Annotated in this window: 21 protein-coding genes and 1 pseudogene; 14 read left to right on the top strand and 8 right to left on the bottom strand. The window is 44.3% G+C overall.

Going from position 1 to position 23,123, the window contains the following annotated elements; genetic code table 11:
* The first annotated feature begins 310 nt into the window (after positions 1–310).
* From AC3CKG_RS18120 to phnE (AC3CKG_RS18090), 7 genes and pseudogenes are all read left to right on the top strand, one after another.
* A complete protein-coding gene (locus AC3CKG_RS18120; protein WP_488529710.1) occupies positions 311–2,284 on the top strand; it encodes an ATP-binding protein in 1,974 nt (657 codons plus the stop codon).
* Positions 2,281–3,633 carry a sigma-54-dependent transcriptional regulator gene (locus tag AC3CKG_RS18115; RefSeq protein ID WP_488529709.1) on the top strand — a complete coding sequence of 451 codons (1,353 nt, stop codon included), beginning with the start codon at positions 2,281–2,283 and terminating at the stop codon, positions 3,631–3,633. Before AC3CKG_RS18120 ends, AC3CKG_RS18115 begins: the two co-directional genes overlap by 4 nt.
* 275 nt (positions 3,634–3,908) lie before the next feature.
* A pseudogene (locus AC3CKG_RS18110) lies at positions 3,909–5,128 on the top strand (glycerophosphodiester phosphodiesterase family protein).
* Between the two features lie 300 nt (positions 5,129–5,428).
* Positions 5,429–6,469 carry a phosphate/phosphite/phosphonate ABC transporter substrate-binding protein gene (gene phnD, locus AC3CKG_RS18105; protein ID WP_004732989.1) on the top strand — a complete coding sequence of 347 codons (1,041 nt, stop codon included), beginning with the start codon at positions 5,429–5,431 and terminating at the stop codon, positions 6,467–6,469.
* Between the two features lie 129 nt (positions 6,470–6,598).
* Positions 6,599–7,369, top strand: a complete 771-nt coding sequence (gene phnC / locus AC3CKG_RS18100) for a phosphonate ABC transporter ATP-binding protein (protein ID WP_488529708.1) — start codon at positions 6,599–6,601, stop codon at positions 7,367–7,369.
* Complete coding sequence (gene phnE / locus AC3CKG_RS18095) at positions 7,357–8,181, top strand: phosphonate ABC transporter, permease protein PhnE (RefSeq protein WP_086051313.1); 825 nt, start codon at positions 7,357–7,359, stop codon at positions 8,179–8,181. The genes phnC and phnE (AC3CKG_RS18095) overlap by 13 nt, the downstream gene beginning before the upstream one ends.
* Positions 8,181–8,984: a phosphonate ABC transporter, permease protein PhnE gene (gene phnE / locus AC3CKG_RS18090; RefSeq protein ID WP_017103529.1), complete on the top strand. Its 804-nt coding sequence runs from the start codon at positions 8,181–8,183 to the stop codon at positions 8,982–8,984. Before phnE (AC3CKG_RS18095) ends, phnE (AC3CKG_RS18090) begins: the two co-directional genes overlap by 1 nt.
* A gap of 128 nt (positions 8,985–9,112) precedes the next feature.
* Here the strand turns inward: phnE (AC3CKG_RS18090) and AC3CKG_RS18085 are convergent, their stop codons facing one another.
* Both AC3CKG_RS18085 and hpf read right to left on the bottom strand, forming a co-directional pair.
* Positions 9,113–9,268: a DUF3012 domain-containing protein gene (locus AC3CKG_RS18085; protein WP_488529707.1), complete on the bottom strand. Its 156-nt coding sequence runs from the start codon at positions 9,266–9,268 to the stop codon at positions 9,113–9,115.
* A 233-nt stretch (positions 9,269–9,501) separates the two neighbouring features.
* Positions 9,502–9,858 (bottom strand): ribosome hibernation-promoting factor, HPF/YfiA family, encoded by a 357-nt coding sequence (gene hpf, locus AC3CKG_RS18080; protein WP_017106206.1) that lies wholly within the window; start codon positions 9,856–9,858, stop codon positions 9,502–9,504.
* 417 nt (positions 9,859–10,275) lie between these two features.
* Here hpf and AC3CKG_RS18075 point away from each other — a divergent pair, with 417 nt between their 5' ends.
* Complete coding sequence (locus AC3CKG_RS18075; RefSeq protein ID WP_488529706.1) at positions 10,276–10,860, top strand: hypothetical protein; 585 nt, start codon at positions 10,276–10,278, stop codon at positions 10,858–10,860.
* A gap of 98 nt (positions 10,861–10,958) precedes the next feature.
* Here AC3CKG_RS18075 and glgC read toward each other — a convergent pair whose 3' ends face one another.
* The gene (gene glgC, locus AC3CKG_RS18070) at positions 10,959–12,182 is read right to left on the bottom strand and encodes a glucose-1-phosphate adenylyltransferase (RefSeq protein ID WP_488529705.1); all 1,224 of its coding nucleotides are present in this window, start codon (positions 12,180–12,182) and stop codon (positions 10,959–10,961) included.
* A gap of 400 nt (positions 12,183–12,582) precedes the next feature.
* On the opposite strand from glgC, the gene ompW reads away from it, so the two are divergent.
* Positions 12,583–13,236: an outer membrane protein OmpW gene (ompW, locus tag AC3CKG_RS18065; RefSeq protein WP_488529704.1), complete on the top strand. Its 654-nt coding sequence runs from the start codon at positions 12,583–12,585 to the stop codon at positions 13,234–13,236.
* 202 nt (positions 13,237–13,438) lie between these two features.
* Positions 13,439–15,247, top strand: a complete 1,809-nt coding sequence (locus AC3CKG_RS18060; RefSeq protein WP_488529703.1) for a choice-of-anchor I family protein — start codon at positions 13,439–13,441, stop codon at positions 15,245–15,247.
* A gap of 109 nt (positions 15,248–15,356) precedes the next feature.
* Here the strand turns inward: AC3CKG_RS18060 and AC3CKG_RS18055 are convergent, their stop codons facing one another.
* Positions 15,357–16,076 (bottom strand): SDR family oxidoreductase, encoded by a 720-nt coding sequence (locus AC3CKG_RS18055; protein ID WP_102295551.1) that lies wholly within the window; start codon positions 16,074–16,076, stop codon positions 15,357–15,359.
* Between the two features lie 227 nt (positions 16,077–16,303).
* Between AC3CKG_RS18055 and AC3CKG_RS18050 the strand changes: the two genes are divergently transcribed.
* The gene (locus AC3CKG_RS18050; RefSeq protein ID WP_017111536.1) at positions 16,304–17,209 is read left to right on the top strand and encodes a LysR family transcriptional regulator; all 906 of its coding nucleotides are present in this window, start codon (positions 16,304–16,306) and stop codon (positions 17,207–17,209) included.
* A 40-nt stretch (positions 17,210–17,249) separates the two neighbouring features.
* Here the strand turns inward: AC3CKG_RS18050 and AC3CKG_RS18045 are convergent, their stop codons facing one another.
* Complete coding sequence (locus AC3CKG_RS18045) at positions 17,250–17,588, bottom strand: winged helix-turn-helix transcriptional regulator (RefSeq protein WP_102339933.1); 339 nt, start codon at positions 17,586–17,588, stop codon at positions 17,250–17,252.
* A gap of 105 nt (positions 17,589–17,693) precedes the next feature.
* On the opposite strand from AC3CKG_RS18045, the gene AC3CKG_RS18040 reads away from it, so the two are divergent.
* Positions 17,694–18,461, top strand: coding sequence for an SDR family NAD(P)-dependent oxidoreductase (locus AC3CKG_RS18040; protein WP_488529702.1), 768 nt, complete (start codon positions 17,694–17,696; stop codon positions 18,459–18,461).
* Positions 18,462–18,595: 134 nt separating this feature from the next.
* Positions 18,596–19,249, top strand: a complete 654-nt coding sequence (locus tag AC3CKG_RS18035; protein ID WP_102339932.1) for a cupin domain-containing protein — start codon at positions 18,596–18,598, stop codon at positions 19,247–19,249.
* A 77-nt stretch (positions 19,250–19,326) separates the two neighbouring features.
* Here AC3CKG_RS18035 and AC3CKG_RS18030 read toward each other — a convergent pair whose 3' ends face one another.
* Positions 19,327–19,965, bottom strand: a complete 639-nt coding sequence (locus tag AC3CKG_RS18030) for an NAD(P)-dependent oxidoreductase (protein ID WP_102339931.1) — start codon at positions 19,963–19,965, stop codon at positions 19,327–19,329.
* A 154-nt stretch (positions 19,966–20,119) separates the two neighbouring features.
* On the opposite strand from AC3CKG_RS18030, the gene AC3CKG_RS18025 reads away from it, so the two are divergent.
* Positions 20,120–21,016 (top strand): LysR family transcriptional regulator, encoded by an 897-nt coding sequence (locus AC3CKG_RS18025; RefSeq protein ID WP_102339930.1) that lies wholly within the window; start codon positions 20,120–20,122, stop codon positions 21,014–21,016.
* Positions 21,017–21,137: 121 nt separating this feature from the next.
* Here AC3CKG_RS18025 and AC3CKG_RS18020 read toward each other — a convergent pair whose 3' ends face one another.
* Together AC3CKG_RS18020 and ribB are read right to left on the bottom strand one after the other, a co-directional pair.
* Positions 21,138–22,001, bottom strand: coding sequence for a hypothetical protein (locus AC3CKG_RS18020; protein WP_428782618.1), 864 nt, complete (start codon positions 21,999–22,001; stop codon positions 21,138–21,140).
* Between the two features lie 379 nt (positions 22,002–22,380).
* Positions 22,381–23,037, bottom strand: coding sequence for a 3,4-dihydroxy-2-butanone-4-phosphate synthase (ribB, locus tag AC3CKG_RS18015; protein ID WP_004733029.1), 657 nt, complete (start codon positions 23,035–23,037; stop codon positions 22,381–22,383).
* Between the last annotated feature and the right edge of the window lie 86 nt (positions 23,038–23,123).

Raw genomic sequence — 23,123 nt, 5'->3', positions numbered from 1 at the left:
GTTGGTATCAATAAACCTTAACTGATTAATATTACGTGAGTTTTACTGCTTAATTGAGACTGATGAATTCACTTTACTCGACTGGTATTGATAAAGTAATCACGTTTCTGTCGGTGAGGTCACTTTCTATTATCGCAAAACAGACAGCTTAAGCTTTATAAAATAATTGTTATGATATCTTATGTGAAATGTTAATGATTACTCTTCATTTAATAGTTTCACTAAAGCTATTAGAGGTAAGATTAAATAGGTAAACCACCTAACTGATTGAATCATTGACGGATCCTGTTGATTTTATGATGAGAAGAAGGTGGAGCGAGTGAGTAGTCATGTCTCCGAGGTGATAGAAAACAAAGACAGTTTTGAACGTCCGTTTACGATCAAAATCCCGCGTCGCAAGTGGTTTGGTTGGAAAGGTATTGAACTGCGCTTGGTGTTGGCATTGGCTATGTTATCGATGACAACCATCTTCCTCTCAGTTGTCTCTAGCTTCACCTTTGACGATTTAAACCAACGCCTTGTCGAATTAAAAGAGAGTGAAATCCCCGCCTTAGATAACGCTGCACGCCTCAATGATATGGTGCGTGTGATTATCACGACTTCATCTCAACTCAGTGATGCTGAATCGAATATAGAGCGTAAACAGGCGATGCTTAAAATTGAAGAGGCCATTTCAGTGATGAATAGCGTTATGGTTCAGTTTCCTGATTATCACGCCTATTTTAAAGATCTTATCGCCCAAGTTAATAATAGTCTGAGCCTGTTATATCAAAGTGAGATTGAGTCAGAACAACTCAATCAAGAACTTCGTAATTTACTTGAGGGCTTTTATCCTCTATTGCAACAAGCCAGTGATTCTCTCGATAGTTTACCTGAATCAGCTAAAGATCAAATCCAATATACTCAGTTGAAATCTCTGCTTTATTACCAATTAGGCTTGGTCGAAAAGCTGTATAACGACTCAAGCTTTAATGAACTGGATTACACCAGTTTGCGATTAGAGCAGGTAGGGGAAGAGTGGTGGAAACTTTGGGTCAGTGGTGATTTAAGAAGTGATTTTCCTCAATTAGATCATCAACTCACTGTGATTTATAACCTTGCCTCAAGCGATAGCAGCCTGTATGGGATGAAAAACAAAGCGCTCGATCATCTTTATCAAGAGCAATACTTTCTGCAAAACAGCCGCGAGCATTTGAACCAATTAACCGTGCAGATCGAAAGCAACACCAGCAAGGTGAATAGCAATATTGATCAATCGATTCAGCAAGCGCAGTTGTCTTTACAATCGAATCAGCAACTCTCTCTTTTTCTTTCCTTGTTTAGCGTGTTGGCTGCCGCTGCCATTTCATGGTTCTACGTACGTAAGAGTATTTTAGAAAGGCTTCTACAGCTCAAAGACAACATGTTCGCGATTTCTACTGGCCATTTAGATACCGAGGTTTCTATTCGGGGTAGAGACGAAGTGACACAAATGGCTAAGTACCTAAAGGTGTTCCAGACCACGGCCAAAGTTGTTAAGCAAACCAATCGTAAATTAGAGGCAGAGGTTGAAGAGCGCACCTTAGCCGAAGCCAAATTACGAGTGACTCAAGACGAGTTGATCCAAGCAGGAAAACTGGCTGCATTGGGGCAACTCAGTGTTGGGATCACGCACGAGATCAATCAACCTCTGACCGCAGTAAACAGTCACGTTCGAAGTGCTCAATTATGGTTAGGCAAGCAAAGGCCTGACAGGGCAGAAGAGAATCTGAAAAAAATCGAGGTCTTGTTAGATAAAGTCGCTGCGATTACTCGTCACCTAAAGGCCTTCTCACGTAAGAGTGATGGCAAGATTGATAACGTTGAATTGAATAAGGTGATTGGTGATGCGATTGATCTGTTTGAAACCCGACAGAGCGCTGTCTCGATTCAGTATTCACCACAAAGCGACCAGATGGTTCGAGCTAACAACATTCGCTTAGAACAGGTACTGGTGAATTTGATCAGCAATGCTCTGGATGCCATCGAACACAGAGAGCAACCAGAGCTCAGCATCTCTACTCAAGAGCATTCGAATACCATTCAGATTTTGGTGATGGACAACGGGTTAGGGATACCTGAAGAGGATATTCCGCATCTGTTTGATCCATTCTATACCCGCAAGACAACAGGTAAGGGGCTTGGGCTCGGTTTGTCTATCGCATACAACATCATAAAAGACTTTGGCGGCTCGATTCACGTGGAATCAGTTGAACACCATGGCACTACTTTTATCGTCACTCTACCAAAAGGCATAGCCTCATGACTGCAGAAAAACACATAGTTCTTATCGATGATGAAATCGATGTCGTTGAAGCCGTGAGTGAAATGTTGGAGCTAGAAGGGTTTAGCGTTACCACTTTTACCGACCCTAACCTTGGCCTTAAATCGCTCAAAGCAAACAGCCAGTCGGTTGTATTGTGTGATGTACGAATGCCACAGGTGGATGGGCTTACGTTACTGAGTTCAATTCAACATAGAGCCGCTAACGTCCCTGTATTGTTGATGAGTGGCCATGGCGATATTCCCATGGCGATAGAGGCAATGAAGCTAGGGGCGTTCGACTTTTTAGAAAAGCCACTGAATGCGAGTGAGCTGGTAGAGAAGCTCGACTTGGCGTTGGCTCAATCTCAGCACAACTGCCCAGCAATTATAGGCGGCGAGGAGGAAACGGAGTTACCGATTGAAACGGTGGTTATTGGCCAATCAAAAGCTATGGATACGATACGTAAGCAAGTGCTTGCGCTGTCTCATACTGGTGTTGATACCATCATCAACGGCGAAACAGGAACGGGCAAAGAAGTCATTGCTCGCGCGTTGCATCAATTTAGCCGTCGTAAGGCGAAGCCCTTTGTCGCGATCAACTGTGGCGGTATGACAGAAAGCATTATCGAAAGTGAGTTGTTTGGTCATGAAGCGGGCTCGTTTACTAATGCCAACAAGAAGCGCATTGGCAAAATAGAACAAGCCAATGGCGGTACTCTGTTTCTTGATGAAATAGAAAGTATGCCAATTGCGGTGCAAATTAAACTGCTGCGCGTCATTCAAGAACGAGTGATTGAGCGTGTTGGTGGTAACGAGTTAATCCCGGTCGATATTGTGGTGGTAGCCGCCAGCAAAGCCGATCTTGCGAGCTTGAGTGAAAAGGGGGAGTTCAGAGCCGATCTCTTCTATCGTCTTAATATTGCTAGCTTAAACCTTCCCGCATTGCGTCAACGCAAAGAGGACATTCAGGTGCTGTTCCGTCACTTTGTGATTCAAGCGAGCCACAAATACAAGACGCGTCCATCAACGATTTATCCTGAGCAAATTCAGCAATTATGTCGATACGAATGGCCGGGTAACGTGCGCGAACTGCGTAATGTCGCTGATCGTTTTGTATTGGGTATTGTCGGTGATGGCTTTGATCTTCAATCACCAATTTGTGAAGCGTCCGGAGAAGATTTCGCCTTTGAAAAACAGATGGAACAGTACGAAAGGAATGTACTGACGGAAGCGCTAATAGAAAGCGCAGGCAACATCAATGAGGTCTCAAGCAAGCTGAACCTGCCACGCAAAACGCTTTATCGAAAAATGAAGAAACACCAATTGGACAAAGAGAGCTTCAAGGCCTAACTGGTTCATTCATTCGCTCAATAAAAGCACAAGACAACAATGACCCATTTAACTTTTAGTCGAATGGTTAACCGTTTCAAGTAATTGTAATAAAAGGGCTTTAACATTTGGCACAATGCGTGCAATCACTACATTGTGGCATACGTTCACATGAGGTTATTCGGTGCTGAGTCAAAATACATATGACAGCTATCTATATATGACAGCTATCCAACACCGAATGATCGAATAAAGGAAGTTAGAAAAATAATTGCTTGTTGCAAGGAGATACAAACATGAAGCAAATACTGAAAGGTTCGATTGCTCTGATACTAGGCGTGAGCTCGATGACGGCATGGGCCGCAGCAGAATCAGCCGACTTAGGTCCTCGTCCCCTCTTTTTAGTGAACAATATGGATGAGAGCCCTTTGAAAACCAAGCTGTGAGTTGCAGTGAAGGACCTTTTCATCGTAGTGATTTTTCTATTGGACATCGCGGAGCTGCGATGCAGTTTCCTGAGCACACTAAGGAATCTTATTTAGCGGCGATTCAAATGGGCGCAGGTGTTGTCGAGTGAGATGTGACTTTCACTAAAGATAAGGCGTTGGTATGTCGTCACTCGCAAAGTGATCTGCACACCACAACCGATGTTTTAGCGCATCCCGATCTTGCTAAGAAGTGTTCGACATCGTTTACGCCAGCAAACCCCGCGACAGGCGAAGATGCACAGGTTGAGTGTCGTACCTCTGATTTCACGTTGGCGGAGTTTAAGACCCTGAAAGGGAAAATGGATGGTGCGAATCCAAAAGCAACCACTGTCGAAGAGTACATGAATGGCACGCCCGGTTGGAGAACCGATCTTTACAGCCAAAGTGGCACACTGATGACACACGCCGAAAGTGCGGCATTGTTTAAAGAGCACGGCGTGAAGGTGACTCCTGAGCTGAAATCAGCGGCGGTAGAAATGCCTTTCAATGGTTTTAGTCAAGAGATGTACGCACAGAAGTTAGTGGACGAGCTGAAAGAGGCGGGCTTTGAGCCTTCAGAGACTTACCTACAGTCATTCAATTTGGATGATGTGAAGTATTGGGTTAATGAGACACCTAAGTTCGGCAAGCAAGCCGTTTATCTTGACGATCGTGTCTATGAGCAAGCGGACTTTGTCGCGTCTGTTGAAAACATGAAGGAGCTTCATGATGCGGGCGTGAATATCATCGCACCACCTCTGTTTGCTTTGGTTGAGCTAGGTGAGAACAACGAATTGGTTGCGTCTAACTACGCAAAACTGGCAAAAGACGCTGATCTTGAGATTATTGCATGGACGCTTGAGCGTTCAGGACCGCTAGCGCAAGGCGGCGGTTGGTATTACCAAAGCGTGAAAGATGGTATCAACAATGATGGCGACATGATGAAAATGCTTGATGTACTGGCGCAAGATGTTGGTGTTATGGGTGTATTCAGCGACTGGCCAGCAACGGTAACTTATTACGCTAACTGCATGGACAGTGACGCATAGGCGATTCTGAGAGCGCTGTTACATCGCTAATCATAGCGTTTGTATAGAGAGCACTTAGCCAAAGAATAATAAGAGAAAAAGCAGTGAACCAAAGAGCCTTCGGGCTCTTTTTTTACCACCGAAATTGGTGGGGCATAAATGACCCAAATAGAGACTTCTCGGTTGGACAGTAATGACACAAAAGTAATTTTCCAATTTAGGCTTTCATTTAAGTTTTTGAAATTAAATAAATTAAAAGGTGGCACAAAGGCTGCAATAGCGAAGGTGACTTTCAACAATAAGTAAAAGTAAGGTTTGAATATGAAAATCAGTGTTAAAGGACTGTTAATCGCTAGCTCATTACTACTTCCTTCAATGGCTATGGCAAGCGACTGCTCTAGCCGTGGTGTGTTAGACGATCGATACTGTGATGAAAACCAAGATTTGGTGGCCGATTCACCAAAGAACCCAGACGAGTGGAATGACCCAAGTACGCTTGTGTTTACTTATACTCCGGTAGAAGACCCTGCGCTATACAAAGATGCTTTCGCCGACTTCCAAGCTCACCTAAGTAAAATTACAGGTAAGCGAGTGATTTACTACACGGTGCACTCAAACTCTGCACAAGTAGAAGCGATGCGTTCTGGTCGATTGCACGTTGCAGGTTTCTCTACGGGCCCAACAGGCTACGCAGTTAACTTAGCAGGTTACGTTCCAATTGCGGTGAAGGGCGATGAGTCTGGCTTCCAAGGCTACAACCTAATCACGATTGTGCGTAAAGACAGCGGCATTAACAAAATGTCTGATCTGAAAGGCAAAAAGGTTGCACACACTTCTGCATCTTCCAACTCTGGCAACCTAGCTCCACGTGCGTTATTCCCAGCGAAAGGCCTAGTGCCAGATGAAGATTACAAAGTGCTTTACTCAGGTAAGCATGACCAATCGATTCTTGGAGTGTTCAACGGAGACTATGATGCGGCACCTGTGGCATCTGACGTTTATGACCGCATGGTCGCTGCAGGTCGTGTCGACGATTCTGAACTGAAGATCATTTACCGTAGCCCACGTTTCCCAACGTCTGCATTTGGGTATGCTTACAACCTAAAACCAGAACTGGTTGAGAAGATCAACGAAGCTTTCTTTAGCTACCGTTTTACACCAGAGATGAGCGCATCATTCAAAGGTGCCGACCGTTTCTCGCCAATCAGCTACAAAGAAGAGTGGGATGTGATTCGTGATATTGCTCATGCGACAGGTACGGCTTACACCAAAACTGGCCTTAAGAAGTTAGCTGAGAAAGATGCGGCTAAACGCGCAAAGAAAAAAGCCGCTGAGCTAGCAAAACAAGCAAACAACGGCTAGTTCTTAGTTCTGTTGGAAGGCTAAGTTTTAGAAAGACTTAGCCCTTTAAAAACACCTACTTCAACTAAATATCTATGCCCTCGCGGGTAGGGCATAGATCATTCGAAAATTCGCACAAGGAAATGCAGTATGGCCGTAGCAAGCTATGAAGGAATAAAGATAAACAACCTTTTCCACGAATACGTGGCAGGCAAGCCAATCCTTAAAGGCATTAATATTGATATCGATGAGCCAGGCATCATCGCGATCATTGGTCCATCTGGTACCGGTAAAAGTACGCTTCTGCGCTGTATCAACCGCCTCAACGACCCAAGCCAAGGTGAAATCATTTTTGATGGCGCAGACCTGACTCAACTAAAAGGCCAAGCGCTACGTAAACAGCGTCGACACATCGGCATGGTGTTCCAAGAATATAACCTCGTCGAACGTTTAACGGTTATCGAGAACGTGTTGAGTGGCCGTTTGGGTTACATGACGGCTTGGAATGCGTGGCGTCGTAACTACTCAGCTGAAGACTTAGCAAAAGCGTTCGAGCTACTTGAATTTGTAGGCTTACAAGACTTTGCAAACCAACGTGCCGATAGTTTATCGGGCGGCCAAAGACAGCGTGTCGGTATCGCTCGCGCAGTCATGCAAGACCCATATATCTTATTGGCGGATGAACCAACGTCATCACTCGACCCGAAAACCGCGGTTGAGATCATGGAGTTGATGGAGACATTCGCAGAACAGAAAAACATCCCAGTGTTGGTGAATATCCACGATGTGAACTTAGCCAAGCGTTATGCCAAGCGCATCATCGGTATGTGTAATGGCAAGGTGCATTACGATGGCAGCCCTGAAGGTATTTCAGAAGAAGACCTAAGAATCATTTACGGGGGTGAGTCATGGCTGGATTAAATCCAAGCTCGTCGCCAAGCGTTCCATCAAGCACATCGCCAGCGAAGCATGAAAATCCGTTCAAAACCTCATGGACTAACCGTGCAATTATCGCTGCAATCATTGGCTACCTGTTTTACAGTTTTGCGACGTTAGGACTGACCTTTGATCGTTTAGTCATCGGTTTTGGTGAAAGTGAGCGGTTACTATCAAGAATGTTCCCGCCAGATTTCTCGCGTACTAATCTATTGCTAAGTGGCTTAGCGGAGAGCTTACAGATAGCGATCATTTCGAGTTTCTTCGGCATCGTCATCTCACTGTTTCTTGGCTTACTTGCTGCAAGAAACATGATGCCTTCGATTGTATCGACACCGATTCGTGGCTTCATCGCACTGTGTCGTTCTTTTCATCCAGTGATCATCGCAATTCTATTCGTGAAAGCGGTGGGCTTCGGTGCTCTGGCGGGGATTCTGACTTTGGTCTTCGCATCGATTGGTTTTATTGCCAAGCTTTTTGCAGAAGCGATTGAAGAGATTTCTTTTAAACCGGTTGAAGCGATTAAAGCGACGGGGGCGAGCTTTGTCAGTGTCATTCTATACGCGGTGATGCCACAGGTATTCACGCGTTTCATAGGCTTTGCAAGCTACCAATTGGACTCAAACTTACGTAACTCAACCATGGTTGGCATCGTGGGTGCTGGTGGCCTTGGCGGTACGCTTTTCTCTGCATTCCAACGCTTCGATTACGACTTCGTTGCCGCTATTTTAATCACCATTATCGCACTGATTCTTGTCGGTGAATTTCTTTCCAATATTGTTAGGAGAATCTTCTAATGACAACTGCATCTATCGATAGAGAGTGGCAGCGCTTTACACCCAACGAACGCGTGGCTCGATTTGCCGTTTACCTGAGCTTAGTGTGTGCGATTGTTTGGTCTTGGCAAACCGTTGAAGTGATTCCTGAGTTCCTATACGACGCGCCAGCCCAGTTTGCTGACATGTTCGAACGAATGGTGCCAATGGATTACGCGTTCTATCCTGAGTCGATTCACGCAGCGATGATTGAGACACTGCACATCGCGACGTTAGGTACCTTGTTTACCTTGGTATTTGCTATCCCTTTGGCGCTGATGAACGCGCCAAATATCACTCCGAATAAAGCTTTGAATTGGATTGCTCAATTCTTTCTCGTGTCTTCACGTTCTGTGAACTCATTGGTTTGGGCATTGTTGTTCATCGCACTGTTTGGCCCCGGTGTTCTCGCAGGCATTATGGCAATTGCTATTCGTAGTATCGGCTTTGTAGGGAAGCTGTTGGCGGAAGCAATTGCTGAAGTGAACATGGGGCCTATTGAAGCTTTACGCGCGACAGGCGCTTCTTGGATGAGCATTTTACTTAAAGGTTATTGGCCACAAGTTATGCCAGCGTTCTATTCCATTGTGTTGTTCCGTTGGGACATCAATGTACGTGAATCTGCGGTATTGGGATTAGTGGGCGCTGGTGGTATTGGCGTGGTGCTCAACGATGCGCAGAACCTTTTTGAGTGGCAAAAAGTATCAATGGTGTTGGTGAGTATTTTTGCAGTGGTTATCGTTGCAGAGGCGGTGGTGATCCACATCCGTAATAAACTCATATAGACAATGTGTTGTGTGAAAGTTAAGAGCTTATCTAGCATTTTGAAGCTCAAACGACCCTAGGTACTTCGGTCTACCTAGCGGTCGTTTTTTTATCTATAAAGCAAATGGTTGGAGTGGTGAGTGCTTTTTTAGAAAATACAATGCTTGGCAAAATCACCGGCTTCATTAGCGGTCCAGTCACCTTTAGGCTTCTCTTTTATATCCGCACACCAAGCTTCACTACCAACCTCGGTACAAGCCATTAATTGAGTGGCTAGGAAAAGTATCAACGCGACTTTCTTCATAACAAATATTCCGTTTTGGTCTAAGTTTCTGGGTATAACTGTACCAAATACTATCTGTGATTGTTATAGCAACCAGATACTTAAGGTATTTAAAGAAGACATGAATTTGAGCCGAATCTGAGGTTTGATAGCGAGAGGGGATTGCTCCGTTTAAAGATCGAAAAAGCCAGCAACATGTGCTGGCTTTGCAATTCTTGTGCGCTGCTATTCGTTAGCGCGCTTCTACTGTGGAGTTATACCAACTTCATCTCTTGGATGATATCTGAAGCGATTTCTGGCTTCGTACTGGTTGGCTTCTCGTGTAGATCCGATTTCAATTGTCCCTTACGGTTACTTAGGCCTGCTTCAAGTTTCTTAAGCGCTGCAGCGATAGCTGGGTACATAACATCGTCTGTAGATTTTGCTGTTACTCGTACACCTTCGTAGTTTGTGAATACTTCAACCTGATGTTGACCGTGTTCTTTAGTAATGATGATGTCGCAGCTAATCAGTGATGGGAAATGGTTAGATATCTTCTCGAATTTACCTTCGATGTCTTTGCGTGACTCGTCGTTAATTGATACATGATGTGTTTGAACATTTATTTTCATAAATCATACCTTTCCAATGACTGTGTCATTTAAACGTAGCAAACATCGCATAGATTAACCAACTGAGAATTAGCACATGTGTGATTCACTTCAGTGTTATCAAATATTCTCTTGTTACTCCCTTGAAAGTCCGATGAACTGATCGCATATTATGTTTCGTGAATTTCAAACGTGTTTAAAAAAACCTCATTCTCGAAATATTGCTCCAGTTGACTTCGCTCACTTAGATTTTATCGCCTTAATCAAGCTGCACCTCAATGACTTATTCTAGTCTTGAATTTATAAATCGCCTGTTATTCCCTGCAAATTCCAATCTTTACCTCGCTATCACAATTACTGATATAAAGAACAATGACTGATTGAGATACGGTCTAGTACGGGATACTCTAACAGCTATCTTCTATTTGGACCGTTATCATGAAAATGCCTGTTAAATTCGCTGCAATTGCAGCTTCCCTTTCTTTTGCTTTTAATGCCTTTGCAGGCCCTGTTGAATTTCAGAAGATCCCTGAGATCATGCAGCAATTTGAAACTGCAGAACTGTACATTAAAAAGTCAGTCACTCTAGGTCGTTTACCAGCAGAGTCTGAGATTGGCATTGATTTCCCTACTTATGTTTCAGACGGTCAGGGCGGTTACAGCTTAGAAACAAACAACGTAATGACGGGCGATGTGGTTATTGCGAGCATGCCGAAAGCGATTGTTGATGATGTTTTCAACCAATGGCTAGTACCTAATGAGACATGGATCAGCAGCTACGGATCTTTGCCAACCTCGACCACCGAATTTAAGCCGTTTAAGCGCATTAAAACCATCAAAGCCATTAAGATTGATACAGAAATGCTTAAGCTGTTAGGCAGTGAAGATGGCAACACAGCGATGATCAAAGTTAGCTGGGATGAGAAGGGGATGAAGGTTTATAAGGATGGTTACTTAGCGGATTATGAATACGGAATCGCCCCTCACGAGATGCAAGAGAACTACGAATTAGCACCTAAGTAGTTCGATTCAATTTTAGAAAAGCGCCCTGTTTTTATGGGGCGCTTTTTTGTGAGTAAAGAGGGTGTTACTGATGAATACTGAGTGACCAGTATTCGAGGTTAAGAATCATTAAACTCGTAAGAAGACGGCACTACAATCACGCCTTGTTTTGATATGTGGAAGCGTTTGGCATCGGCAAGACTATCAATGCCGATTTGGGTTCCATCAGGCACCTTAACGTTCTTATCGATGATGCAGTTCTGAATATGGCAGTTTCGCCCAATCTCAACGTCCTCAAACAGAATACTATCAATCACAATCGCGGCATTGCTGACTTTGACCTTAGGGAAGAAGATAGAGTTTTGCGCTGAACCGCCTTCAATTACCACCCCATTCGCGATCATCGAGTTGATGAATATCCCTTGGTTACCTTCTACCGAAGCGATGGTTCGTGCTGGTGGCAGTTGCGGATCATAGGTGCGAATCGCCCAATCCGGTTGGTATAAATCGATAGGCGAGGCTGGTTTCAACAAGTCCATATTCGATTGGTAATATGAGTCGATCGTACCCACATCTCTCCAGTAAGCATCTTGTGTTACGCGTCCTTCTTCATCACCAAACTTATACGCGTAAACACTGTTGTTACCGACCAACTTCGGAATGATGTCTTTACCAAAATCGTGGCTTGAATCTGGATCTTCTGCGTCTGCCAATAATGCCTGTGTAAGTATTTCTTTATCAAAGATGTAAATCCCCATTGAAGCCATGCTTCGAGTCGGCCTACCAGGTACACACGCAGGGTAACGTGGCTTCTCGGTAAAGTTATTGATCTGCAGAGATTCGTCTATCTCCATCACACCAAACTCTTTGGCTTCATCAATCGAAACCTCCATACACGCTACCGTTAAGTGGGCTTCATTCTGTTTGTGTTGCTTGAGCATTGGGGCGTAATCCATGCGATAGATATGGTCGCCAGACAACACCACCACATGCTTAGCTTCACTACGAGACAGTAAATACAAGTTTTGATAAATCGCATCGGCTGTACCGCTATACCAGCTATCACCGGTGCGCATTTGTGGGGGAACATTGGTGATGTATTCGCCGAGCTCGGGGTTAAGCACTGACCAACCATCCCTTAAATGTTTTTGCAAAGAGTGCGACTTGTACTGAGTCAGTACCAAAATCTGGCGAAGCTCAGAGTGCAGGCAGTTCGCGAGAGTGAAATCGATGATTCGATATTTGCCACCAAAAGGTACCGCAGGTTTTGCGCGGTTATCGGTGAGAGGAGAAAGCCGAGAGCCAACACCGCCGGCCAGAACGATTGTTAGAGTGTCTTGCATAGTCAGAACCTCAATGTATTTATGATTATGAACAGAGACTTGCAAGCACTAAGCCAAATGTAACTCATTGAATATTAAACGAGGAGAGGGTGATTATTGTGGGAATGCACCAAATTGATGCGTACGGGATATTGGCTTGCTCTATTTTGATCCAAAGAGATCGGTTCAAAGTGGAGGGGCTTAGCTTAACAAAATGATGCACGGAAAAGCTGCATTACAAAACTGTCAATAAAATGAAGGAATAAAGTGATCAGGTCGATATAAATTTACATAAATAATCACAACTTTTCACAAATTGATTTCCATCAATAAAGTAGGGTTATTCTATGCTACCTTGCACGCAAAATAAGAAATGATTACTCATTCACCAATGAAATGAAGCCCTCAAAAGGAAATTATAATGAAAAAAACAGTATGTGGTATTGCGGTTATTGCGGCTCTTATGTCAACCAATGTTCTTGCTCATAAAGAAGGTGATTTCATCATCCGTGCAGGTGCAGCAACAGTGTCTCCAAACGACAGCAGTGGCGCTGTTCTAGACAACTCAGACCTTGGGTTTTCAGTAGATTCAAATACTCAACTTGGTCTTACTTTCGGCTACATGTTCACTGACAACATCAGTTTTGAAGTATTAGCAGCGAGCCCATTCTCACACAATATTTCTGTAAATGGCTTAGGTAAAGTTGCTGACACTAAGCACCTTCCACCAACATTTATGGTTCAGTACTACTTCGGTCAAGCGAACAGCGACTTCCGTCCTTATGTGGGTGCGGGTATCAACTACACGGTATTTTTCGATGAAAGTTTGAATGGCACGGGTAAAAGTGCAGGTTTAAGTGACCTATCTCTTGACGATTCTTGGGGCTTGGCGGCTAACATCGGTATTGATTACATGATCAATGAAGATTGGTTCCTAAACGCATCAGTTTGGTATGCAGATATTGGTACTACAGCTAAGTACAAGCAGACTGTTAATGGGACGACAACACAGTACTCAACAGACGTTGATATTGACCCATGGGTATTCATGATCGGTGGTGGTTACAACTTCTAACCCTCTTTATTCATTTACTAAAGGCGCTCAAGCACCAGCCAGCTTGAGCGCTTTTTTTTGCTTGCTTGTTAATGAAATACTTAATCCAACTTACTGTTGTTATAGGTAAAGCGAACTGATTGTCGTCATTTATTGTTAATAAAAGAGAAAGATAACTGTCATAACAGCCCTCTATGATCGCGGTTCTAATTATGGAGGATATATGAATCGTAAATTTAATAAGCTGACTTTATTAGTGCCTATCGCGGTAAGTTCTGCTCTGGTTGGGTGTTCTCAGTCAACTTCAACGACTGCAGCATCATCTCAAACATCACTTGATGCTTTTAGCCTTCAATGCCAATCCATCCAGCAACCGAACAAGACAGATGCCACTGTTACTGGGATTAGTCTGGTTGGTCGTGCTATTGCTGACGCCCCGTTTGATACTTCTGCAGCCGAAATCGTCAGCTACGATTCATGTACCGACAAGCTTTATGTGGTTAACGCTCAAGCACAGAAAGTTGATGTGCTATCGATGAACTCTGACAGCGCACCCACATCTGAGGGCTCTATCGATCTTCAATCAGCAGCCGTAGCTTCTGGTATTGATATAGGTGCAGCAAACAGTGTGTCTACTCATCAAGGCTTAGTTGCGGTCGCGATCGAAAACGCCGACAAACAACAAAACGGCATCATTGCTCTTTATCGTTCAGACACACTAGAGTTGGTCACCACTTACACAGCTGGTGCACTGCCAGACATGGTGAGCTTTTCTAAGGATGGCCGTTACATTGCATCAGCAAACGAAGGTGAGCCGAATGCGGATTACAGCATTGACCCTGAAGGTTCAGTCACGCTGGTGGATTTAACCAATGGTCCTTTGCAAGCGACAATCAATCAAATTGATTTCAAGGCATTCAATCAAGGTGAGCGTCGCCATGCAGAACTGACCGATAAGGTTCGAATCTCGGCGCCTAATGCAACGGTTGCTCAAGATCTAGAACCTGAATATCTAACGTTTGCTGATAACGGAAAACTCTACGTAGCCCTTCAAGAGAACAATGCATTAGCTGCGATTGACGTGGCGAGTGCAGAAGTCGATGCGATTCTGGGACTAGGCGGGAAGCCTTGGGATACCGCTCAGTTGGATGCGTCAAATAAAGACAAAAACATCGGTAACCTACAAAGCTACGCAATGTTAGAAGGCCTTTATATGCCAGATAGCATTACCAGTTACAGTGTTGATGGCAACACTTACATCGTGACTGCGAATGAAGGTGACGGCCGTGAGTATGGCATCAAGACGACGCAAAAAATGTGTGACGACAAAGGCTTTGAGTGGGATGGTGATGACTATAAAGGCACCGAGCACTACACAACAGAAAAAGACTTTTGTATCGCTTATGTCGATGAAGTGCGCGGCAAGAAGTTAGACGTTGATGCTAACCACCCATTGGCGGGTGCATTGAAAGACAATAATCAATTGGCTCGCCTTAAGGTGATTAAGCCACAAGGGACACTTGCCGCCGACCAAAAGGTTCAAGCATTCGGTAGCCGCTCTTTCTCTATCTGGGATGAGTCAGGCGAGTTAGTGTTTGATAGTGGTGATGACTTTGCTCGAATCGTTCTTGATCAAGATCCTGAAAATTTCAACAGCACCAATGATAACAACCAAAGTGGTGACGATCGTAGCGATGACAAAGGTGTAGAACCTGAGGCTATCGAAGTGGCTGAGATTAACGGCAAGCAGTATGCCTTTATTGGACTTGAGCGCCAAGGTGGCATTATGGTTTACGACGTAACGCAGCCTAAGAGTGCAAGTTTCATCAGCTATCTAAACAACCGCGACTTTACTCAGCCAGTGTGTAGCAAGGTTGATGAAGATGGTGATTGCGACAACGATACGTACAACTCGAAAGCGGGTGACCTAGGCCCAGAGTCAATCAAGTATTTCACTCGTTCTGGCAACTACTTTATTGCGGTTGGTAACGAAGTAAGTGGTAGCACATCAGTTTACCGGGTTGAGTTTTAATCACGGTTACTGCTTGTAGCTAGACTCAATACAAACAAAAGCGCCACTACTGAATAAGTAGTGACGCTTTCTATTTATGCATCACAAAGGTATGCGTGATAATTAACTTCTATGGTTGTTGCTTAGTTGGTGCTAGAGCAATCTCACGGATACATACGTTCTGTGGTTGTTGGTAAGCGAATGATACAGCGCGAGCGATATCGTCAGCTGCCAATACGCCGCCCATGTCTTCTTTCCAAGAATCGTAACCGTCTTTGATCTCTTGAGATGTAGTGTGAGACAGAAGTTCTGTTTCTACAGCACCCGGTGCGATAGTCGTAACACGAACATTTGAAGCAGCAACTTCTTCACGAACGTTTTCAGAAATAGCGTGTACCGCGAACTTAGTACCACAGTAAGCTGCGTGGCTTGGGAAAGTTTTCTTACCCGCGATTGAGCTGATGTTGATGATAGTACCTGTGTTGCGCTCCATCATAGGAGCAAGAACAGATTGCATGCCGTTTAGAAGGCCAATCACGTTCACATCGAACATTGTCTTCCACTCTTGAGCGTCTTGAGTATCGATTTGACCAAGAAGCATTGCACCAGCGTTGTTGATAAGCGCATCTACAGGGCCAAATTTCTCTTCACCTTGTGCGATTGCTGCATCAAAAGACGCTTTGTCTGTTACGTCTACTTTCACTGATAGTGAGTTTGGTAGGTTAAGAGCTTTAAGGCGGTCAACACGACGAGCTAAAAGTAGCAGAGGGTGGCCTTCATCGCTTAGACGACGAGCGATTGCTTCACCAATACCAGAGCTTGCACCTGTAATTACGATTAGTTTTTTCATTTTATTTCCTCTGTACTTTTATTGCGTCGGTTGGCTACGACGTATTGTTTAAGTGCATTCGAATCAAGTGCTTGTTGCCTTGCTTCGTTGCGATGGAGGTATATTAAGGAAAACAGCATTGTTGATATATAGCGCTTTACTTGAAACACTGTTGCCGTGGTGCAACAATAAAGGTGTTCACTTTATTACTTCATCACTTTTTAAATTTCACAAGTAAGCTGGCGACCATGCTCAATCAAATTAACCTGTCTGATATTCGCTCCTTCGTACTTATCGCGCGTTTAGGTAACTTCACTAAAGCGGCAGAGGAGCTTGATGTGTCGCGCTCCCACGTATCGCGCCAAGTGAGTAGTTTAGAAAAGCAGATGGGCGTGACGTTGTTTATCCGCACCACTCGAACCTTAAGACTGACGCACGCAGGGCAAGATCTGTACGCGAGATGTGAACAAGCCTTAGATAATATAGACCAAGCTCTGATTGCTGCTGTGGATGATGTCGAAGAAGTACGTGGCGACATAAAAGTAAACTGTGTCGGTGGTTATCTTGGTGAAGTGATCATAGCGGATTTGGTGAATGAGTTTATGCAGCTCTACCCAGACATCAGTATTAGCCTTGATTTCAGTAGTAACCGAGTCGACTTGATTGAAGACGCGTTTGATATCGCTTTTCGTATGGGGAGCCTTGAAGATGCTGGTTTTATCGCAAGAAAACTATTGGATATTGAAATGGGAACACTCGCGAGCCCAGAGTACTTTGCTCGTAAAGGAAAGCCTAGTCACCCCAAAGACCTCATCCATCATGATTGCTTAACCGGCTCGGTGCGTAAGTGGAGCTTTCAAGCGCTAGATGACACCAAGAAAACCGTCGATGTGCATGTGACGGGCAGACTGCAATGTAAAAATGGCCGAGTGTTGGTGCAAGGCGCGAAGTCGGGTAATGGGATTATTCGTGTTCCAACCATCTATTGCTTACAAGAACTGAACGACGGGCAATTGCTGCAAGTGTTTGATGAGTGGGTGGTGCCTAAAGTCGATTTTTCAGCGATCTACCATCGAGACCGCTATCAACCAAGCCGAATTCGAACCTTCATTGATTTCGTAAAAGGTCGCTTTGAGCAAATGCCAGTGAGCTAAGCGTGCTTGTTGTCTCTGCTATTCGTTTGACTTGTTTGGGCTACATCTCGTCGATTTCGTTTTGTAGGTTTTCCAGCTGGTCTAGAATCAACAAGAACTTCTCACCGAACGGTGTCACTTGGTACTCAACTCTTGGTGGCAGTTCGTTGAACATTTGCTTATCTAAAATCCCGAATTCTATATTTCGCTTCAAACATTCATTCAACACCTTGGTCGATAGCCCTTCTACTGAGCGCACCATTTCACCGGGGCGATTAATGCCATTTGCCAATAATTGGTAAACCGTTAGCGACCATTTACAGCCGTAGATGGTTTCGACCATGCGAGCGGAACGCTCGGGTGCTGATTTTCTTGAAAAAAAGTTTTCCTGATTTTTCATAAAGATGTACCAATAAGTACCTACCTAACCGATTTGTACTTACTATTCATAGTGTTAGTTCAAAGCCTAAGATTACCACGTTCACATGACTTAGGAGATAACAAAATGAACTTCACTAAAAATGGTATTGCAGTAGTAATCGGTGGCACAAGTGGTATGGGATTTGAAACAGCGAAGCAGTTAGTCGCTCAAAACATCCATGTGTTGGTTGTCGGCAATAACCCAACTAAGTTAGATAAAGCGGTGTCAGAACTGCAATCGTTAGGTCACGCTTCAGGCTGGCAAGCTAACCTTTATGATGATGCGAGTGTAGCTAATCTTATTGCGCATCTAGAGTCGCTTGAAGAGGGTATTGGTTACCTTGTTAATGCGGCTGGCTACTTCAACCCTAAAGCGTTTATCGAGCATCAAGAATCTGATTACGAGCAATACATGCAGCTCAATAAAGCAACATTCTTCATCACTCAAGCGATAAGTAAGTTGATGATCAAGAACAGCGGCGGCAGTGTGGTTAACGTTGGTTCTATGTGGGGTAAGCAAGCAATCAAAGCGACGCCATCTTCTGCCTATTCAATGGCTAAAGCTGGCTTGCACGCATTAACACAGCACATGGCAATGGAATTGGCTGAACATAACATTCGTGTAAATGCGGTGTCTCCGGCTGTGGTTAAAACGCCGATTTACGAATCTTTCATTAAACCGGAAGAAGTGGATCAAGCGCTAGAAGGTTTCAATGCGTTCCACCCAATTGGTCGCGTAGGTTTGCCGAAAGACATCGCCAATAGCATCTCTTTCTTACTGTCAGACAGTGCAGATTGGGTAACGGGCGCAATCTGGGATGTTGATGGCGGTGTGATTGCTGGCCGCAATTAATTAGGATTCTTTTAGGTGGCTGTCGCGTAGGAAAAATAGCAGCGAGATGCCCTCCTTGATGAGTATTCGCGTAGAATAAAAGCTAGAAAGATAATAAGAATAATTAAAACGATAACAAGAGTAAGGTCGCCATTATGTTCAACATGGACTTTTCAAAAAAGCTGGTTATTGAAACCGAATCATTAGATTGGATTGCAAGCCCTGCTAAAGGGGTGTGGCGTAAGCCGCTAGAAAGAGAAGAGAAGGAATCGGGTCACACAACCAGCGTGGTGAAGTACGATCCTGAATCTTCGTTTTCTGAGCACCCGCATCCGCAAGGCGAAGAGATCTTCGTATTAGAGGGTGTGTTCTCTGATGAAACTGGAGATTTCCCTGCAGGCACTTATATCCGTAATCCTCCGGGCAGTGCGCATTCTCCATCAAGCAAAGATGGCTGCACGATCTTGGTGAAGCTCAACCAGTTTGATGCGAGAGACTTAACTCAAGTTCGTATCAATACTCTAGAAACGGAATGGCTTCCGGGCATCGGTGGCTTACAAGTGATGCCGCTGCATGGTTTTGAGCACGAAAATGTGGCCTTGGTGAAATGGCCCGTTGGTGAGCGCTTTCAGCCACACCGTCATTTTGGTGGTGAAGAGATCTTTGTGTTGTCAGGCACTTTTAAAGATGAACATGGCGAGTATCCAAAACATACTTGGATGCGTAGCCCTCATATGAGTGAGCATTTCCCTTATGTGGAAGAAGAGACGGTTATCCTAGTGAAAACGGGTCACTTGCCATTGGATTAAAGGAATGCGCAATATAAAGATGAGAAAGCCGCATTGTTGTGAACAAGCGGCTTTTTTAGTTTTTGTATATGAATTGACTAGTAAGCGACACCAATACGTTGACGTGGGAACTTACTAGCTTCGAGCTCATCAATCATCGCAATCGCGTAGTCGCTGACTGATATTTTGCTGTTGCCATCTTCGTCGGTGAGCAGTTGATCACCACCTGTGCGGTAGGTTGATAGCTTATCACCCGGGAAAATTTCTGCTGCAGGGCTAACAAACGTCCAGTTAACCTCGCTGTTCGATTGCTTGAACACTTCAAGAGCTTCACCCTGTGCTAGCGCTTCGTTTTTGTAATCTGCTGGGAAGTCCGGAACGGTAACTAACGGTACGTTTGGCGCTACCTCCAATGAACCCGCACCACCTACCCAAAGTAGGCGCTCGATACCAATGCTTGGTAGTGTCTCAAGCAGCTTAGTTGCTGTGTTTTTTACGATGTCGTGATTACCCAAAGCACGTCCGCCAATCGAAGTGATTACTGCATCAACGCCGGATAGTGCGGTTGCAAGGCTTGCTGTTTCATCTTGTAAATCAAATGAACGAACCTCAACATTGTTGATTTCTACACGGCTTGCATCTCTTACGACAGCAACCACGTCGTGACCGCGAAATTGAGCTTCTTGAGCAATGTGATTACCAATCCAACCTGATGCGCCTAATACTGCAATTTTCATAATGTCTCTCCAATTATCTAATTTATTGAGTCGTTTTCTCGACAGCCATTGCAGTCTAATAGCTCACTAGGTTGCGATAAATATCGCAAAATGATGTAGATTGTATCTATATAGTTAACTAATAGGCTTGGTTCAGTGGATAAGGGAAAGTGTGATGGATAGATTGACGGCGATGCGCAGTTTTGTTGAAGTCGCAAATTGTGCCAGTTTCACTCAAGCAGCAGAGCATTTGGACATGAGCCGATTACAGGTTTCACGTCATGTTCAAGAGATCGAAGGGTGGCTAAAACAAAGGCTACTGCACAGGACCACTCGTAAGGTAAGTTTGACTGCGGCAGGAGAGATTGCGTTACAACGTTGCGAAAAAATTCTCCATGAAACCGCAGAGCTAGAAGTCACTTCACTCAATCAAACCGACGATCTTTCAGGGGTAATTCGAATTGCAGCGCCGATTGGCTTAACTCAAAACATGTTGTTGGATGTGGTTGAACAGTTTACTGAGCGTCATCCTAATATCACGGTCGAGTTGTTTGCCTCAGACCGTTTTGCGCAGCTGGTAGATGAAAGAATCGATATTGCCCTTCGCTATACTGACCAACCTGACGATAGCTTGATTGCTCGAAAGCTAATGGAAATTGATTCAGTGGTGTGTGCCTCTCAAGTCTACCTAGACAAGCACGGAGAACCTGAAACGGTCGAAGCACTTCGACAACATAACTGCTTTCGCCATTTGAGTGTTTCTAAGTGGGATTTCGTTAAGGATAACCAGCACTATTCGGTTGAGGTGTCTGGCACCATTAAGGCTAACGATGTTGGGGTATTAACTCGCGCTGCACAGAATGGAAAAGGGATTGTTCGCTTACCTTGTGACTTAGCGAATCCATTGATAGCGGATGGTAAATTGAAAAGAGTTTTGGATGATTTTGTTTCACCAAGTAGCGTGCTTTGGGCTGTGTATTTATCTCGCAGTTATCAGCTTCCTATTGTTCGTCAGTTCATTGATTTTGCGGCAGAAGCTTGGTCTAGCAATATTAAGTCTGGTGATGTCTGAGTTTATATATCTTAAGTACACAAGGCATAAACATATAAATACAAAAATCCGATATCAAAGGTGATATCGGATTTGAACTCAATAATTTAGAGTTCCAGCACGCTCTCCTCTCACGAAGTCTTTAAATGTAATGATGTACGGATAATCGGGTATTTATCACCTTTTCGTTGGTGTCTGGTAAAGGCTGATACAAGCTTCTAGTAATGTCGGATAATACTTGGTCGTAGACTTGCGATACGACGCTAGAGATATCACTGGTTAACTCGTACATACTATCTGCCGGTTGGGTCGCTTCGTTGCTTGATGCGATCTCTGTGAGTGCATGCATCGCACGTGTACAAATCGGTGAGCCACTGCTAATCGGGCAGATAATCGATAATTGGTTGAGTTTTCTGTGTGTCTGAGAGGCGTAGAATTTGAATCTCAAATACTCCTCTGGTTTCTCCATATCTGCCTTTTCTATTCCAGGGATAGACATTCTAAGCTTGGTCAGAATATCCATGCAGTCTAAGATCTGTTGCCAGTTCATGTGGTACTCACGGCTCATGTCTTCTCGTTCAGACTGAATCAACCAAATGATCATCACCTCATCCATCAAAAACATGCTGTGACGAATCGTTTTGCCATGAATTGATTGGTTACGTACCAAGCTACGGTTTTGCCAGTCGCTGTGCATGGCGATGAGCTTGAGGTGATAGATGCGATACATAGGGCGGCTATCGAACGACACATGGGATTGAAGCAATTCAGACACCTCAAGTATGTTGTCGTAAATCTTATTCACTTTACGAATCGAGTCGCTAGACAATTTATAGGCCAGAGCATAATGCGTTGCTGCACGGTGTTTGCGTGATAACAACAATAACTCTCTGAGCAGAACCAAGGTTTCAAACCTATGTGATAGCGCTGTTTGTCTCTTTTTTGAAAAGTGAAACAGTGCAGTAAGCACTGCAATCGATAAACCCACTGAAATAACTACAAACATATTCAACTCCTAATACCCGCACACCTACTTAGTGGTAGTGCAGGCACCGTGCCAAAATGGATAGGTGTTATATTTCAATGGGTTATGTTTTTAGTGTAATTATGAATGACCAATAATGGTGCATGACTTCACCATTTGAGTGAATGTCTCTCATATTTTGCAGGATTTTTTGAGAGGTTACGCTTTTCTAAGTGATTAAGCTGGGAAGGTTTCGATAAGTAGAGATAGCCATCGCTGACTCGTCTCAAAATACGGAAATGAAAAAGGCCTCACCCTTTATGCTTTTAACTAGAAAAAGCAGTAAGAATGAAGCCTTTCAATATTCATTTCTGAGTTTCTTTACCTTCAGTGCTAAGTGTTTAGCATTGAAGATTAAACGTTAAGCAAGCTTAAGGTCGAACTCAGTGCGGTACATCACCATATCTTCAATGGTCAGTACTGGCATGTTGTGCATTTTACCGAAAGCCACGATCTCTGGCGCTTTTGCCATCGTGCCGTCTGGGTTGGTTACTTCACATAGTACGCCTGCTGATTGTAGACCTGCCATTTGCATAAGATCCACAGTGCCTTCTGTGTGGCCGCGGCGAGCAAGTACGCCACCTTTACGAGCGCGTAGTGGGAATACGTGGCCAGGGCGCGCAAGGTCAGTAGGCTTAGCTGTTGGGTTTGCAGCTGTCTTGATCGTTGTTACACGGTCAGCGGCAGAAACACCTGTTGTTACGCCAACTTTTGCTTCGATAGTTACGGTAAACGCAGTTTGGTTTGCGCTGTTGTTATCAACAACCATAGGTGGAAGTTCAAGTTGGTTTGCTTGCTCGTCGGTTAGACACAGGCACACAATGCCGCTGCATTCGCGGATCATAAGCGCCATTTGAGCATTCGTTAGGTGTTCTACTGAGTAGATGATGTCGCCTTCGTTCTCGCGATCTTCATCGTCAAGTAGAAGCACGCCACGACCTTCGCGTAGAGCTTGCAGTGCGTTTTCAACGCGAGTGATTGGTTCGCCAAATTCGGCAAGTAGTGAAGACTGATTCATGGTTAAACTCCTAAAATATCACCAGAATCAGGGCTGTATGAGGGATCTCAACCGAGCACAACAAAGCCTACTCATTACAAGTAACT

The sequence above is a fragment of the Vibrio sp. QJM3NY_15 genome (assembly GCF_057785995.1).
Note: the sequence above shows the minus strand (reverse complement) of the source record. Positions and strands in the feature narration are given on the sequence as shown.